16 protein-coding genes are annotated in these 15,913 nt (G+C 44.6%); 6 read left to right on the forward strand and 10 right to left on the reverse strand.

The genetic code is table 11. From position 1 onward, the window contains the following. Positions 1–36 precede the first annotated feature (36 nt). Positions 37–2,292, reverse strand: a complete 2,256-nt coding sequence (gene psaA / locus NLZ44_RS10790; protein ID WP_006670108.1) for a photosystem I core protein PsaA — start codon at positions 2,290–2,292, stop codon at positions 37–39. 589 nt (positions 2,293–2,881) lie between these two features. Between psaA and NLZ44_RS10795 the strand changes: the two genes are divergently transcribed. Then, a complete protein-coding gene (locus NLZ44_RS10795) occupies positions 2,882–4,528 on the forward strand; it encodes a hypothetical protein (RefSeq protein WP_493752748.1) in 1,647 nt (548 codons plus the stop codon). Between the two features lie 24 nt (positions 4,529–4,552). After that, positions 4,553–5,467 carry an alpha/beta fold hydrolase gene (locus NLZ44_RS10800; protein WP_493752749.1) on the forward strand — a complete coding sequence of 305 codons (915 nt, stop codon included), beginning with the start codon at positions 4,553–4,555 and terminating at the stop codon, positions 5,465–5,467. Positions 5,468–5,989: 522 nt separating this feature from the next. On the opposite strand, the gene egtB is transcribed toward NLZ44_RS10800, so the two are convergent. The 6 genes from egtB to NLZ44_RS10830 all read right to left on the reverse strand — a co-directional run bounded on the left by egtB (position 5,990) and on the right by NLZ44_RS10830 (position 11,249). Beyond that, positions 5,990–7,252, reverse strand: a complete 1,263-nt coding sequence (gene egtB, locus NLZ44_RS10805) for an ergothioneine biosynthesis protein EgtB (RefSeq protein WP_493752750.1) — start codon at positions 7,250–7,252, stop codon at positions 5,990–5,992. Then, positions 7,197–8,015 carry an ergothioneine biosynthesis protein EgtC gene (gene egtC / locus NLZ44_RS10810; protein ID WP_493752751.1) on the reverse strand — a complete coding sequence of 273 codons (819 nt, stop codon included), beginning with the start codon at positions 8,013–8,015 and terminating at the stop codon, positions 7,197–7,199. Before egtC ends, egtB begins: the two co-directional genes overlap by 56 nt. Before the next feature lie 190 nt (positions 8,016–8,205). Further along, positions 8,206–9,333 carry a cupin-like domain-containing protein gene (locus NLZ44_RS10815; RefSeq protein WP_493752752.1) on the reverse strand — a complete coding sequence of 376 codons (1,128 nt, stop codon included), beginning with the start codon at positions 9,331–9,333 and terminating at the stop codon, positions 8,206–8,208. 60 nt (positions 9,334–9,393) lie between these two features. Next, positions 9,394–9,822, reverse strand: coding sequence for a hypothetical protein (locus tag NLZ44_RS10820; protein WP_493752753.1), 429 nt, complete (start codon positions 9,820–9,822; stop codon positions 9,394–9,396). 149 nt (positions 9,823–9,971) lie between these two features. Further along, the gene (locus NLZ44_RS10825) at positions 9,972–10,322 is read right to left on the reverse strand and encodes an SH3 domain-containing protein (protein ID WP_006621395.1); all 351 of its coding nucleotides are present in this window, start codon (positions 10,320–10,322) and stop codon (positions 9,972–9,974) included. Between the two features lie 96 nt (positions 10,323–10,418). Then, positions 10,419–11,249: an alpha/beta hydrolase gene (locus tag NLZ44_RS10830; RefSeq protein WP_493752754.1), complete on the reverse strand. Its 831-nt coding sequence runs from the start codon at positions 11,247–11,249 to the stop codon at positions 10,419–10,421. An 18-nt stretch (positions 11,250–11,267) separates the two neighbouring features. Here NLZ44_RS10830 and gcvH point away from each other — a divergent pair, with 18 nt between their 5' ends. The 4 genes from gcvH to NLZ44_RS10850 all read left to right on the forward strand — a co-directional run bounded on the left by gcvH (position 11,268) and on the right by NLZ44_RS10850 (position 13,714). After that, positions 11,268–11,657 carry a glycine cleavage system protein GcvH gene (gene gcvH / locus NLZ44_RS10835; RefSeq protein ID WP_006621397.1) on the forward strand — a complete coding sequence of 130 codons (390 nt, stop codon included), beginning with the start codon at positions 11,268–11,270 and terminating at the stop codon, positions 11,655–11,657. A gap of 290 nt (positions 11,658–11,947) precedes the next feature. Next, on the forward strand, positions 11,948–12,715 hold the full coding sequence (locus NLZ44_RS10840) for an RNA polymerase sigma factor SigF (RefSeq protein WP_006621399.1): 768 nt from the start codon (positions 11,948–11,950) through the stop codon (positions 12,713–12,715). A gap of 178 nt (positions 12,716–12,893) precedes the next feature. Then, entirely contained in the window at positions 12,894–13,214 is a 321-nt protein-coding gene (locus NLZ44_RS10845) for a type II toxin-antitoxin system HicA family toxin (RefSeq protein WP_493752755.1), read from the forward strand. A 161-nt stretch (positions 13,215–13,375) separates the two neighbouring features. After that, the gene (locus NLZ44_RS10850) at positions 13,376–13,714 is read left to right on the forward strand and encodes a type II toxin-antitoxin system HicB family antitoxin (RefSeq protein WP_493752756.1); all 339 of its coding nucleotides are present in this window, start codon (positions 13,376–13,378) and stop codon (positions 13,712–13,714) included. A 103-nt stretch (positions 13,715–13,817) separates the two neighbouring features. On the opposite strand, the gene pirA is transcribed toward NLZ44_RS10850, so the two are convergent. The 3 genes from pirA to ebsA form a co-directional block, all read right to left on the reverse strand. Further along, positions 13,818–13,970: an arginine synthesis PII-interacting regulator PirA gene (pirA, locus tag NLZ44_RS10855; RefSeq protein ID WP_006669082.1), complete on the reverse strand. Its 153-nt coding sequence runs from the start codon at positions 13,968–13,970 to the stop codon at positions 13,818–13,820. 216 nt (positions 13,971–14,186) lie between these two features. Continuing rightward, positions 14,187–15,254, reverse strand: a complete 1,068-nt coding sequence (locus tag NLZ44_RS10860) for a phosphotransacetylase family protein (protein WP_493752757.1) — start codon at positions 15,252–15,254, stop codon at positions 14,187–14,189. A 77-nt stretch (positions 15,255–15,331) separates the two neighbouring features. Further along, complete coding sequence (gene ebsA / locus NLZ44_RS10865; protein ID WP_493752758.1) at positions 15,332–15,718, reverse strand: type IV pilus biogenesis protein EbsA; 387 nt, start codon at positions 15,716–15,718, stop codon at positions 15,332–15,334. Positions 15,719–15,913: the final 195 nt, after the last annotated feature.

The raw sequence follows: 15,913 nt of genomic DNA on the forward strand, positions 1-15,913 counted from the left end.
TCGAGGTAGTTACCCCGATTCCCGAGCGAAGAACCCTCATCCTACGGAGATGATGCGGGCGAGGAAGAATGCCCAGGTGGTGACAATTCCCCCCAGAAGGTAGTGAGCTACTCCCACCGCACGACCCTGAATGATGCTCAGAGCGCGAGGTTGGATCGCCGGAGCCACTTTGAGCTTGTTGTGTGCCCAAACAATGGACTCGATTAGTTCTTGCCAGTAGCCACGGCCACTGAACAGGAACATCAGGCTGAACGCCCATACAAAGTGAGCCGCCAAGAACATCAAGCCGTAGGCTGAAAGGGCTGACCCATAGGAGTTGATTACTTGAGAGGCTTGCGCCCACAAGAAATCACGCAACCATCCATTAATGGTAATAGCACTTTGTGCAAAATTGCCATTGGTAATGTGACTAATCGTGCCGTCAGAGGCGACGGTTCCCCAAACGTCAGACTGCATCTTCCAACTGAAGTGGAAAATCACAATTGACAGGGAGTTATACATCCAGAACAAGCCAAGGAATACATGGTCCCAACCAGATACTTGGCAGGTGCCGCCACGACCAGGGCCGTCGCAGGGGAAGCGGAATCCCAACTCGCTTTTATCGGGAATTAGGCGAGAACTGCGGGAGTACAGAACACCTTTGAGCAGAATTAAAACGGTCACGTGAATGGTGAACGCATGGATGTGGTGAACCATGAAGTCCGCCGTACCCAATGCGATCGGCATCATTGCGACCTTGCCACCCACAGCAATTACATCACCGCCAAAGGCAGGACTAACGCTGGCGAGGGCATTGGGGGCTGTATTGCCCGGTGCTAGCGTGTGCAGGTTTTGCACCCACTGAGCAAAGATAGGTTGCAGTTGAATTCCTGTGTCAGAGAACATATCTTGGGGACGACCAAAGGCACGCATGGTGTCGTTATGGACGTACAGCCCAAAGCTATGGAAGCCCAGGAAGATACAAACCCAGTTTAGATGAGAGATGATGGCATCCCGATGACGGATTACCCGGTCTAGCAAGTTGTTAACATTCTTAGCCGGATCGTAATCCCGCACCATAAAGATGGCAGCGTGAGCACCAGCACCCACAATACAGAATGCTCCAATCCACATATGGTGAGTGAACAGAGACAGTTGAGTGGGGTAGTCTGTTGCGATATAGGGATAGGGAGGCATGGCATACATGTGGTGAGCCACAATGATGCTCAAGGAACCCAACATCGCTAAGTTAATAGCTAGTTGAGCGTGCCAAGAAGTTGTCAGAATTTCATAGAGCCCTTTGTGACCTTCTCCAGTGAAGGGGCCTTTGTGAGCTTCTAATAATTCCTTCATGCTATGGCCAATACCCCAGTTCGTCCGGTACATATGACCGGCAATGATGAATAGAACTGCTAGAGCTAGGTGGTGGTGAGCTGTATCGGACAGCCACAAACCGCCAGTCTGAGGATTTAAACCACCCTTAAAGGTTAGGAAGTCTGCGTAAACTCCCCAATTTAAAGTGAAGAATGGGGTTAGTCCTTGCTTAAAGCTGGGATACAGTTCCGCCATCAAGCTGGAGTTCAGAATGAACTCATGGGGCAAGGGGATGTCTTTAGGAGCCACCCCGGCATCTAGCAGCTTGTTAATTGGCAAAGACACATGAATTTGGTGTCCAGTCCAACCCAAGCAGCCTAAGCCCAATAGTCCAGCTAGGTGATGGTTCATCATCGACTCCACATTCTGGAACCATTCCAGTTTGGGAGCACGTTTATGGTAGTGGAACCAACCAGCGAACAGCATTAGACCCGCCATCACCAATGCACCGATCGCTGTGCAGTAGAGTTGGAACTCGTTGGTGATACCGGAAGCTCGCCATAATTGGAACAACCCAGAAGTGATCTGGATGCCCTGGAAGCCACCACCTACATCGGCATTCAAAATTTCTTGGCCAAAGATGGGCCATACAACTTGTGCGCTCGGTTTAATCCCTGTTGGGTTTGTTAACCAAGCCTCGTAGTTGGAAAACTTCGCGCCGTGGAAATATGCACCACTCAGCCAAATGAAGATTACTGCCAGATGGCCGAAGTGAGCGCTAAAGATTTTGCGCGAAATATCTTCTAAATCGCTGGTATGACTATCGAAGTCGTGAGCGTCGGCGTGCAGGTTCCAAATCCAGGTTGTTGTACTTGGACCTTTGGCAAGATCGCGGCGAAAATGACCGGGTTTTCCCCACCTTTCAAAAGAGGTAGGAGTTGGGTCTTTGTCTACCGTGACCTTGGCTTTTACCTCCCGCTCTGGAGGACTGATGGTCATTTAGACTCTCCTCTCCGTATCACAAATAACAAAATATTGTTGCAGATTCTGAAACGGGATTTTTAAGCCCCTTCATCATCCTTCACAAAAGTTTAGAGTGTTCTTAACCTTTGTTGGGGGCAACAACAAACCCTTAGTTTTGCCTTGGGCATTTAAAGGCATATTATAACGACAACTGTATGCTGCTGTCTACAACAGTTTTTGATTCTGCCGTCAGCTGCTGCTGTCTGTAAATTGTATATCATCTTTCCGAGTCACATGGGGGAGTCGGTAACAATAATTAAGAATTCCTAAAACCCCTATAAAATCTTGGATTTAGCCCATATCAGCCGAAAAACTCTGTAAAGATCTGCATTGAACCGTTACAAAACTTAAAATTTGCTGCCATCAACTACTTTTATATACAGTTGGTAGCGGGACCAGTCGCTGGATCATGGCAGCCCCTGGACATAGATAAAAATGTTAAGGAGAATCAGCATTTTATCAATATGTGTTTGACATATATATTAAGGATCGGGTCTGTTTTGGGCTATAGTTGCATACAATACGGTTTCTTTGCACGATTTGGGTTTTAGGAGTTTATTTAATTGTGTCTGTGAACAAGTTCTGGTGGACTCCCATCAAAAAACTGCTGACTATTTTACTCGTCGCAGTAATCACGTTTCATATGACTGGGTGTGGTGACTCTGAAGCCACCGATCCATCAATTACCCAGACTCCATCATCAGCGAAAACTGTTAAGCAGAGTATTTCGGAAGTATCACCCCCAGATATCATTCAAAAATTACACCCAGCCCTCGATCGCTATCAACCTCAAGTCCAAATTCTTAGTCCTCAACCCGACCAATTGCTAGAGGATAATAATGTCACAGTCCAACTACAAGTTTTGGACTTCCCCACCTTCCGAGACGAAAAACTAGGTGATGGTCCCCACTTACATTTAATTATTGACAACGACAGCGATCGCGATATTTACAATCCCACGGAACCGATTATCCTATCAGACCTCAAACCAGGAACCCATACCCTGCGAGTTTTTGCGGTCTATCCCTGGGGCGAAAGTTTCAAAAATGATGGTTCAAGTGCGATCGCCACATTTCACATTTACACCAAAACCCCCAATAACAACCCAGATCCCAACCTTCCCTTACTTACCTATAACCGTCCCCAAGGAACCTATGGTGCTGAACCCATTTTGCTGGACTTCTATTTAGACAACGCCCCCCTACATTTAATCGCCCAGGAAGATCCAGAAGATGAAATCATCGATTGGCGTATCCGCGTCACCGTCAACGGCGAAAGTTTTATTATCGATCGCTGGGAACCCATATATTTAAAAGGATTCCAACCCGGTAAAAACTGGGTACAACTGGAATTTTTAGGCGAACTCGGAGAACCCCTTAATAACGTCTACAACAACACCGCGAGAGTTCTCACCTACGACCCCAAAAACCAAGATACTCTATCTAAACTGATTCGCGGTCAATTATCCCTATCCCAAGCTAGAAGTTTAGTTGATGGGAACTATACCAGTCCAACTTTAACCCCCTCTCCTGAAATTGAGGAAATATCAGAACCTGAACCTATAGTTGAGGAACAGGAAGTCTCAGAACCTGAACCTATAGTCGAGGAAGAGGAAGTATCAGAACCCGAACCTATAGTTGAGGAACAGGAAGTCTCAGAACCCGAACCTATAGTTGAGGAACAGGAAGAGGAAATATCAGAACCCGAACCTATAGTTGAGGAACAGGAAGAGGAAATATCAGAACCCGAACCTATAGTTGAGGAACAGGAAGAGGAAATATCAGAACCTGAACCTATAGTTGAGGAACAGGAAGTCTCAGAACCCGAACCTATAGTTGAGGAACAGGAAGTCTCAGAACCTGAACCTGTAGTTGAGGAACAGGAAGTCTCAGAACCTGAACCTGTAGCCCCAAGGGAACCTTTACCCCCAGAAAATCCCACATCAGAAAGTTCCGAACCAGTAGCCGGAAACCAATTACAGAAACTTGGGCAAAACTTGGAACTACCCAAATCTTCCAATAACGACTCGGAAACGCCAATTTTAGAGAAAATTAAAAACTTTTTCAGCAGCTTTGAGATTCCGGGATTAACTAAAATAGAAACGAAACCGGGGACTCCAGCCGCCTTACCTAAAATTGTGCGAGACCAACCAGAAACTGAAGCCAGAGAAGCACCTGTAACCGAGAGCGAATCAAGCGATCGCCTCAAGTAAACCCCCATAAACATCACTCAAAACATGATTATGAGTAATTCCCAACCGACTCAAAAACCCATAGAATACTACCAATGGCGTGGGTATCAATGCGCCTATGAATTTCATCCCTCATCTTCCGAAAAATCCGCAGATATTCCCCTACTATTAATCCATCCTATTGGAGTAGGATTATCTCGGCGTTTCTGGTATAGATTTTGTGAAAAGTGGCAGGGATATAATAACCCCATATACAGCCCAGACCTCCTGGGGTGTGGGGAAAGTGATAAACCAGCAGTAGCTTATCAAATCACAGACTGGGCGGAACAACTACAGTGTTTAATTCAAACAGTAATCAAGCAGCCAGTGATTTTACTAGCACAGGGTGCTTTATTACCAGTGGCGATCGCCCTCAGTCAAACATACCCAGAAAGTGTGCGGGGAATCGTGTTATCAGGTCCCCCAGCTTGGCGAGTCATGACCGAGGCTTCATCACCCACTAAACAGCGTCTATTGTGGAACCTATTTTTTGATACCCCAGCTGGGCGACTATTTTGGAATTATGCTTGTCGGGAACAGTTTTTACAGTCTTTTTCAATTAAACAATTATTTGCTGAAGCCAAAGATGTTGATCGCGAATGGTTAGACCTGTTAGCAATAGGTTCAAAAGACCCCAAAAGTCGCTATGCAGTCTTTTCATTTTTAGCAGGATTTTGGCGACAAGACTATACCCAAGACATGGCAAATTTGACTCAGCCGACCCTGGTGGTGTTTGGCGACAAAGCCTCTAGTATTAGTCGCAGTGGGAAGTCAGAAACAGTAGATAATCGTGGGCAATTCTACGAAAAAGGATGGAAAAAATCCAAGTCTATAGTAATTACGGGTCGTAATGTTTTACCATACGAAAAAACCGAAAGTTTTGTCAAAGTTACCCATGATTTTGTCAATAATATAAATTAATTCATCCACCCCTATAAGTTGGGGGCGGGTTTATTTAGACCGCCATTAATCACCACAATTCACGATGGTTGGGGGCGGGTTTATTTAGACCGCCATTAATCACCACAATTCACGATGGTTGGGGGCGGGTTTATTTAGACCGCCATTAATCACCACAATTCACGATGGTTGGGGGCGGGTTTATTTAGACCGCCATTAATCACCCAATTGACGGCGGAACCCGCCCCTACATTACCATTATACATGGTTGGGGGCGGGTTTATTTAGACCGCCATTAATCACCACAATTCACGATGGTTGGGGGCGGGTTTATTTAGACCGTCATTAATCACCACAATTCACGATGGTTGGGGGCGGGTTTATTTAGACCTTCGTTGAATACCAAATTGACGGCGGAACCCGCCCCTACATTGCCATTATACATGGTAGGGGCGGGTTTATTTAGACCGTCGTTGAATACCAAATTGACGGCGGAACCCGCCCCTACCCAATTATTAATTATTAATTATTAATTATTAATTATTAATTATTGCTTCTGGCGCAACGAAACCCGGCAAAAATTTCGCGGACATGGGGATAATACCAATTGCGAAAACTACAACGCATAGCCCAGGGACGAGTTATCCAACTACCACCGCGCAAAACTTTATGTTGGTTATCAAAATAAGTTTCAGAATAACCACGATAGGGATAAAACTCAAATCCTTCATAACCCATAAAATTACTGCTAGTCCACTCCCACACATTACCTAATAAATCATAAACTCCAGCGGCGCTAACTCCTGAAGAATACCTATCCACGGGGGTAGTTAGGGGTTGATTAGTAATATTTTTTCCCAGGGAGTTACAGTTACAATTTTCGGGTGTAGGGGGTTCTTCGCCCCAGGGATAAGTGCGTTTTTTTCCAGCTTCCCTATCCCAACTAGCGGCTTTTTCCCATTCGGCTTCTATGGGAAGTCTCTTCCCGACAAAATTACAATAGGCTTCGGCTTCATACCAACTCACACCACAAACGGGGTGATTATCTAAACTAGGGTTATCAGTCCAATAAAGAGGTTGTTGGTAATGGTTATGTTTAAGCCACTCCCAACCATCATTAGACCACCATTTAGCTTTATGATAGCCTCCCGCCTCGATAAATTGGCGATATTGACCGCAGGTGACGGGGTAAGTATCAATCCAATATTGATCTAAATAACAACTATGAAGGCGGCGTTCATTATCCATTGCGTCAATGGCTTGATTTCCCATGGTCAACTCTCCGGCGGGTATTTCGACCTCGGAAACTGACAACATAGGAACATCAGAAAATAGGGAAAAATTGCTGTTTTGTACCTCAAATCTATATAATTGTAGGACTATGGCGATGGTTTCTCCGTGTTGAGATTCATGTTGGACAATAAACCGCCATAGCCTTTCCTGTGTTTCTATGGGTGCGGTTTCTAAGTATTTGATAACTTGGGTTCTCACCAAGGATAAATACTCTAAAATAAACTCTAGGGACGGAAGCTGAACTCGTTGATTTTTGGGGAGACCATCAGCAGTGAAAAGTTGCCTATATTCTGGATATAATGGTTGATAGCCTGCACATTCTTCTAATAGCCAATAGGCTTCGGTAAAGGCTATATGCCCTAAATGCCAACCTACAGGGCTAAAGTCTGGGTGAGGCTGGGCACAGAGGGTTTCTCGATCAATTCTTTCAATGAGTTTTAAGGTGCCGAGACGGCATTCATGCAGGGCGTGATAAATGGTCTGTTTGAGTGAGGGGGTGGATATGGATATCACAATCTTCTCCGACGCTAATTATACTTTGTTCTGGGCAAAGATGCCACTTTCCTGGAAATAAAGGTTCCGAAGCAATGATAACTGATTCTGGGAAGTTTTTATCATTTTTTAACCAGTAAAGACTGGGAGGAATACCTCCTACAGCATAGCGGGAAGCTACGATTTGCTTTCCATCACAAATAATCATATTAGCCAGAACTCGCACCTGCATTGTATGGGCGATTTTGTCAATGGTATATAATGTTTGTTCTAAGGCAGAAATTAGGGTGGCTATTCCTTGACTTTGTAGGCTATCTTTAAACATGGCAAATAAATGCTCTGAGTCGGTGTTTCCTTCTATTAAACGATAGCTTGTATCTGTGAGGCGATCGCGAATGGGTTTATATAGAGTTTCTCGGAAATCCTGAATATAACCATTATGGATAAACATCAGTTTTCCTGACTGGAAAGGTTGACAGTTATTCAAGTTGACGGCTTGACCAGGAGTGGCGCTGCGAACATAAGCTAAAATTTGCCCTGACTCAATATAGCGGCTGAGAGGAGTTAAGTTTAAATCACTCCAAATTGGCTGAATATTACGATAGCGATAGGGTTCGGTGTCGGCGGTGGGATGATACCAACCAATCCCAAAACCATCGGCATTTAGCAAGGCTTCCCGCATTTCCTTGGGTTGGTAACTTTGCACAATTAAGGAATGTTCAGGCTTGCACAAAATTTGTTCAAGTTGAATCGGAGATCCGATATAGCCCAGTAAACGACACATAGTTAATAATTCAAGGATAACCAGTACAAATCAAACCAGAGATTAGGTGATGCTGTCAGCTTTCATTGTTCACTAATTAGACTGATTAACAGCCTGATTAATGCTTCCCCATACCAAGACAAAAACCAATCCTTTGATTATAGCATAATTCGACATCACCAGTCAAGTATACCATACTAATTGTCATTGTCTATCGCTTGACTTGTGGATATTTCCATTCGTATGTATTGGGGAACACAAAATTGGTCATAGAAACGGAGATACTGGGTTCTAAAGACCGAACATGATGCCACCAACCCACGGGAATAAAAATTACCTCTCCGGGTTCTAAAATGAATTCAATGGGTCTCACCTTTTGAAATAATGGATATTTTTGATAGTCAGGATTTTCTAAATCTACTTCGCTGAAAACTCCTATATGGTTATACAAAAAAGGTACTTGATAGGGAGGAATCATTCTGATGAATTTACGACCAGAAACTTGGGCTAATAATAAATTAACTGGGTCGTGATGCAAGGGGGTAACAGTTCCGGCGGGTCCATACCAAAAGAAGATACAACCTGATATTTGTGTCGGGTCTAAATACTCTGTGAATATTTCCAGGTCATTTAACAATCCTTTGAATTCAGGACGGTCTAAGTTTTTATTATTAGCGACCATATAATAGTCGTTGGTTTGTTTACCGGAAACAACCCAATCAATATAATCAGCAAATCGCACAGTTTTTTGATGGCGCTGTAGGTTGATTTCATAGTCGGGGTCGGCTTCTCTTCCTGCTTGAATTTCGACCATAGCTTGTCCATAATTCTGTTTAAGATATTCTGGAGTCCATAATTCTAATGCGCGCCAGTTTGTGAGAATATCAGTTAAAATTAAGGGGGTATTTTGGGAATAGTAACTCTCCAAAAATTCCGACCGAGATACCCAGGGTTTGCGGTCAATGCTTGGAGATGCTTCTGAGAGAGACGCTAATTGACTCTGAATGGTCAGCATTGACTCGACTTTTTGCAAGAGTTGGACAAACTGCTTTCCTGCTTGTAAATATGGGTGATTGCTGGCTTGGTTAACTGCCTCTAAAGCTAGTTTTACATCGATGCCCTTTTCTACCATTTTCTCGACTAAAACATGATCGGGAAATTCCAGGAGTTTATTGACGGCTATCCACTGTTGCCAATGGTCAGATAATTTGGGTAATGGGGGTTGATTATTGACGGGAAGAGGCTGTTGATGCAGCCACTCTAAGCTAACTTTTTGGTCGGCGTGTATGGTGATATTAAGGGGAGGTAAGGTAATTTGTTTAATTTCCGGTTGATTCATCACTTTATATGGAGTTGCAAGGGTGGAATTTATCTATCAATTTTGTCGGGATTTTTAGGATTAATTATTAGTGGTATCAAATCGCCAAAATTGACGACTACTCCACAGAAAAGCTATGCCAAAGCTGAGGTTAAGCAAAGCAATCATGGCGTTTCCCCACCCTATTAATTTCATGGTGAAACCGATCGCGATCGCCACGGACATAATAGCTAAGGTAATCCATCCAAATCGTGCTAAAATAGGATGGAGCGTATCGGTTTGAGGTTCTCTGATCCAGTCAACTAGGCGATCGAACAGGACTTGACCCGTAAATAATCCGATAGTCAGGGAAACCATCGCCCATAAAGCGTGCCATTCATCTAAGAATAGCAGATAGGGCAGGTGAAACCATAGAATTGCACCGATCGCTAATAAACCCATACCTGCGACCATCCAAATGATACCAGCTATCCACGCTGGTGGGATTATTGGAGATGAGGGATTTTCCATAGTTTAGATCTATTTCCAAAGCCAGACCGACCCAGACAGCCATTAAGACACAGCCAGCCTGGGAAGTTTTGATCAATTATAGATTAAGGTAACTATTCAGGCGGGCAACCATAAATAGTTGCCCTTACCTGTTAGGGATTATCTGGAAACTAGCATTTTAGGTAATTTTCCCAAACATATCCTTCCATGACAGGGGTATAGATATAAACCCACTTACCATCAGGCGATCGTTCCCACACTTCCACCTCAACACCATCCGGCAGACTACCAATAATTCTACCACGAGGGGTAGCCCGAACATTCAGGGGAGTATCAGTCGGATCAGCGACAATACAGACGCGGGCGATTGACCTCTGATCTGCTTGTGTCTGGCTACTGCTTTCATCCCGATACCTTTGCCAAATCGACTCTCTGGCTACCGCCACACTATGGCTAATAGTCAGCAGAGAAACAACCCCTAAAAATAATAATCCTATTCCAATCCGCCGCCATTTACTCATGGTTCAACACTCCTTCTGTAGGTTAATGAAGCGGTAAATGCACCTGGAAAAGGATTGAAAACTGACCATCTGAATTATAAATCAAATCTCCCCAAATTAATTATCTGATTTTTTTGATAACATTTCGGCAAATTTGAGCAAGGTTGACCCATAGCGATCGCCAGCGACCTCCAGCAAATCATTATGACCAGCCCCCTCAACCCAGAGAGACATTCTCGGACCGTCAAAACCAGAATAAAGCCTCTGTCCGTGGTCAAAGGGAATCACCCGATCGCGATCGCCATGTATAATCAAAACCGGAACCTCGACATTTTGAAGATTAGCCAAATTGGGGAAACGGTCAAAAGGAAAAATAGGAATCCGCGTTACCACCCGGAATGTACTAATAAAACCACTTTCAATCACCAACCCCCCCACTAATTCCCGCGCCGCCAGGTGGGTTGAGGGACCACTACCGACCGATCGCCCGTAGACAATAATACGCTCAGGGGGAACCTGTAAAACTTGGGTAAGATGGTAATAAGCGGCTTCTATGGCTTGATAAGCGCCCGCCACCGAGGGTGTGCCGCCACTAAGCCCATAACCGGGATAGTCATAGGCGAATACAGAAAAACCGATATCCCGTAGATTTTTCAGGCGAGACCGAATATCCCCCAAATCTTCAGCATTACCGTGGCTGTAGAGAATGGTATACTGAGCGGTGGGATTGGGAAGATACAAAGCAGCAATGGGCACTCCGTCAGAGGTCGTCAGGAAAGTGAGATCCTCGGTTTTCTCATAACTGGGGGGACGAGGCAAAAAAATCAGGCGATCGCTTTTAAAATATGCCCAAACACCCACTATTATATAAATCGCCAAGATTGAAGTAACTATCCGGCGCAGAGAAAAGTCTCCAATAACCCATTTTTTGATTTTGGCATTATTCATAGATGATGAGGACCTAACATGACCATGGAATTTCCCGACGACCTCAAATATTTAGATAGCCACGAGTATGTGCGTCTTGATGGCGAAATTGCTACCATTGGTATTAGCGCCTTCGCCGTTGACCAATTAGGTGATATTGTGTTCTTAGAATTGCCCGATGTCAATGATGCCTTAGAGAAAGGCGAAACCTTTGGTAATGTGGAATCGGTCAAAGCCGTTGAGGAACTCAAGGCTCCCGTTAGTGGTACAGTTGTGGAACGTAATGATGCGATCGTAGAAGCACCGGAAGAATTAGCCGATGACCCCTATGGAGAAGGCTGGCTGCTGAAAGTCCGCATAGGCGATGAATCAGACCTTGATGATGCCCTATCTGCTGATGAATATAGGGCCTTAGTCGAAGGGGAATGAATCTGCCAAAAACCTACCTACCTAGTCTAAGACTGCGGGGCAGAACTTGCAATTTTTCCCATTTGGATTTAGACTGCCCTATCAAATAGAACATTAGCATGAGTTTTCATTGTCTATGCTGTGGCTATGGCGATCGCCTTTGCGTAAGTCATGCCAGATCAATCCCTAGGATTTGGTCTCTGAAAACTGCGACATTGAAAACAGTTTTCGCTTGCCATTTAGTTCTAACTGGGTTATAATCAATACAGCCCAACCTATACCCCTGCTTTAACCTAATTCAGGATCTCGCCATGCAGACCACAGTTAGTAACCAACTCAAATCTGAAAGCCTGGAGTTGCTGCGCGAGTACCAGCACTCCCCGTCTAACAGTGTCCGTAATCAACTTGTCCAAATCAACATTGGATTGGTCCGTAAAGAAGTCCACCACTGGCTCAACCAATGTACGGAAAGCTATGATGATTTGTTACAGGTGGGCTGTATTGGCTTGATTAGAGCCATAGAAAGGTTTGATATGTCTAAAGGTCATGCCTTTAGCTCCTTTGCTATTCCCTACATTCGCGGGGAAATTCAACACTATTTGCGTGATAAGAGTCCCTCCGTCCGAGTTCCCCGTCAGTGGCTAACTCTACTGCGTAAAGCCACCCCATGTATTCAAGATTTACAAGTCAAGTTGGGACGCAAGCCCACCGATGCGGAAATAGCCTCAGCCCTAGAAATTTCTGTAGAGGAATGGAACCAGGTTAAACTTGCTTCCCAAAATAGATCTCTGTTGAGTTTAGACGCCCCCATTCAGGACGAAGAAGAAGGATCAACCAGCCTTGGTGATTTAGTTCCAGATACTCGTTACCGCAGTTTCCAACTAGCCCAAGAAGATCAAATTCGTCTCCAGCAAGCACTGGGACATTTAGAAGACGGGACTCGCAAAGTTTTAGAGTTTGTGTTTCTCTATGACCTCACCCAAAAAGAAACAGCGGAAAAATTGGGAATTAGTGCGGTTACAGTCTCTCGGCGAGTTAAACGGGGTTTAAGCCTGCTCAAAACCATGATGAATGGCTGATCCGATTCTGCATAGGTAGCCAAATAGGTAGCCCCAAATAATTCACAAAAGCCCGATCCATTGCGTACCGGGCTTTTTTCGTCAATGGGGAATGGGGGTTTTAGGGTTTGATCAGCCTACCCCTTGACAAGTGATATCAGTTAATGATATCAATGAACTGTTATCAACATCGGTGATAATGCAGACACTTCCTCCAAAGACTAATCAATATCAAGAACTCCAAGTGGTAGGTGGGTTAAATGGGAAACATCGTCGCACTTTTAAGGCAATTTACACAAACCCGGTTCGGTCAGATATTGTCTGGACTGATGTTGAAAGTCTGTTTATAGCGCTGGGCGCGATCGCCCGCGAAGGGAGAGGATCTCGGGTACGGGTGGCCTTGAACGGTGTCAAAGCTGTTTTTCACGAACCACACCCGGAAAAAGAGATGGGTAAGGGTGCTGTTAAAAGCGTCCGGGAATTTTTAGAAAACGCGGGAGTTGCCCCCATGTCTGAGTAAGATATCTATTAGAAAGGGGGTAACGAGCAATGTTACCCCTACCCAAAGTGACTCCCAAATCTACTAACCAGTCCAGCCATTGCCGGATCGTGCCACAGAATTCTACAGATTATCCTAGAAACTTAATTTTACCATTTAGACGGTCAAGAACTGAGGGAAATATGCTGACATATAAGGGTTACAGTGGTCAAATTGAAGTTGATATAGAAAACGGCATCCTGTTTGGTCGCGTCTTGGATATTAGGGATACGATTACTTTTCAGGGAAAAACTGTTGAGGAAGCGAGTCAAGCCTTTCGTGACTCGGTTGATGATTATCTGGAGTTTTGCGAAGAGTTAGGGGAAAAACCTGATAAGCCTTTCTCTGGAAAATTGCCGTTTCGGACGACACCGGATCTACACCGAAAAATTTTTCTGGCCGCGGCTTCGGCTGGAAAAAGCATTAATGGTTGGATGGAAGAGGTTATAAAAGATGCAGCTAATCGTACTTTCCAGAACTAATGGAAGTTTTTGATCAGATAGCGGAAACCCTCTCCCGGCTCTCTCCCAGAGTGAGAGGGGGCCAGAGAGGGAGTTTGATGATCCATTAAGGGGTTCAAGGTTCCTACATTTGGCGCATTTCAGCTTCAAGCATTCGGACTAAATTTTCATCTCCCTTGGCTCTAGCTACCTCAAGTCTATATTCCAGACGTTTTTGGATGTTAGCGCGATGGGTTTGGGATAGCTGGTTGACTTCTTTTCTAAAATCTTTGTTCATGATAAGCGGTTTTGATGTCAAGTTTATGGTTTAATCCTGCCTCCTCTATTATTATATCTCTATTCAACGGAGAATCAGCGATCGCCTCCCGAAAAATTTAATGTTTCGTAACCTAGGACACAGTTTTTGAACTGGCAAAATGTATGAGGGTGGTTATCGGTGACGGGCAAGAGGCGATGGGACTGGGTTGCGGCTGGACGATCGCCGGATAGTGTGCTACTGGAGCAGTTGGAGCAATCGGGTAGTATCGAATTTTTCCGCCATAATTTGGGTCATACAGTCAACCTTAACCCGATCATGGATACGGACGCGACCAAAAGCGCGATCGATGCTTTCCACGGTGGTGAGAGTATCGAGGTCAACACACAAAATGGGAATCTCCAACTCTTCAGCGCGGGTAATCACAATTTGAGCTGGGGGAAGTTGACCGGTGAGAATCAAGCAATGGGTAGACTGTTCCAAAGCGGCCATTTGAATATCAGTGCGATCGCCGCCTGTCACCACCGCCATATTATGTGATTGGCTAAAATACTTCATGGCGGAACTAACATTCATCGCCCCCACACTAAGAGTTTCCACAATCAAATCTAAACGTTCCTGACCACAAACCACCTGGGCTTCAAGCTGCGCCACCAACTCGCGCACCGTGACACTACGAAGCAGCGCATTTCTAGGAAGGATACCCAAAACCGGAATCCCCGCATTTTCGAGAAAAGGCTTAATCTGAGTTTCGACCTTAGCAACCTGTTGGTCGGTGACATCATTAATCACAATTGCGATTAAGCGATCGCCCAAACGTTCTTTCGCCGATAGTACCTCATCCAAGAGACTATGGGAGTGACAACGAACCACCAACATAATCGCCGTATCGAAAACCTCAGCCATTCGGGGTACAGACAAATTAAAAAGACTCCCCTCCTGTAAAGTTCCGGGACCCTCAAGCAACACCAAATTCCCAGCAATTTGCTGGAGATAGTTAGTCAAAGCCTGGTGGTAATAATTTAGATCTTGATGATATAGATGTTGATCAATTGTTACCTGATCAAGCATTAAAATAGGCGATCGCATATAAACTTCCGAAAGCCCCAAAGTCTGAGCAATAAACTCACAATCAGCATCAACTTGATGATCACAATCATCATCAAAATCAGTTCCCAAAGGTTTCCCGTAAGCAATATCAAACCCCAGATTCCGCAACTGAGGCACTAAACCGAGGGTGACAGCAGACTTACCACTAGAAGGCTCAATTGATCCAATTAATAGATACTTAACGGGTTTAGCCACACCAGTAACTCCTAAACTTATGAAATCAGATTTAATTTTGACACGCTTAACGCACAGTCAACGTGAGTCTATCTATTTCATTCCATGTGTAGCAATTTTTTATAAAATTCCTGAGAAAAATCAATCACATGATGATGCTTGAAACTGTAGACCACCTGAATCAAGTGCTTCATAAACTCATAATTGGGCATCATCACTTCATAAGTTAGATCAGCATTATGCTCAAACATCACCCGACATCGAGTAAGATCAGCCGGAAGCATAGAAGTATTCCAGGTGGCCACAAAAGGAATATCCTCACCCCCCTCGATTTTGCGTGCGCCTTCCAAACTCTTGTGTTGGTAGAGGCTCATAGACCAAGGCAAATATCGCCGTCTCTTTTCATCATAATAGGGTAGATAAACCACCAATTCCCGTTTTTCAGCCTGTTTGAGGTCTTTGAGAATAGCAGCCGAATCACTCATGATTAAATTCCTGCTGATTGTGTTAACCCCTCCATCTTAGCGGTTCTTGGAAACTCGGTATAGAGGTTAAGGGGGTAGAGGTTAAGGGGAATTGGTTATGATCGTTGTCCCCCCCATCGGGCCAAACACCTGGTCTGGCAATTATTCCGTGGGGAGCAAATTCTTGGATCAATGGCTGCAAAAAGGTGAAATACT

Source organism: Arthrospira sp. PCC 9901, assembly GCF_059013425.1.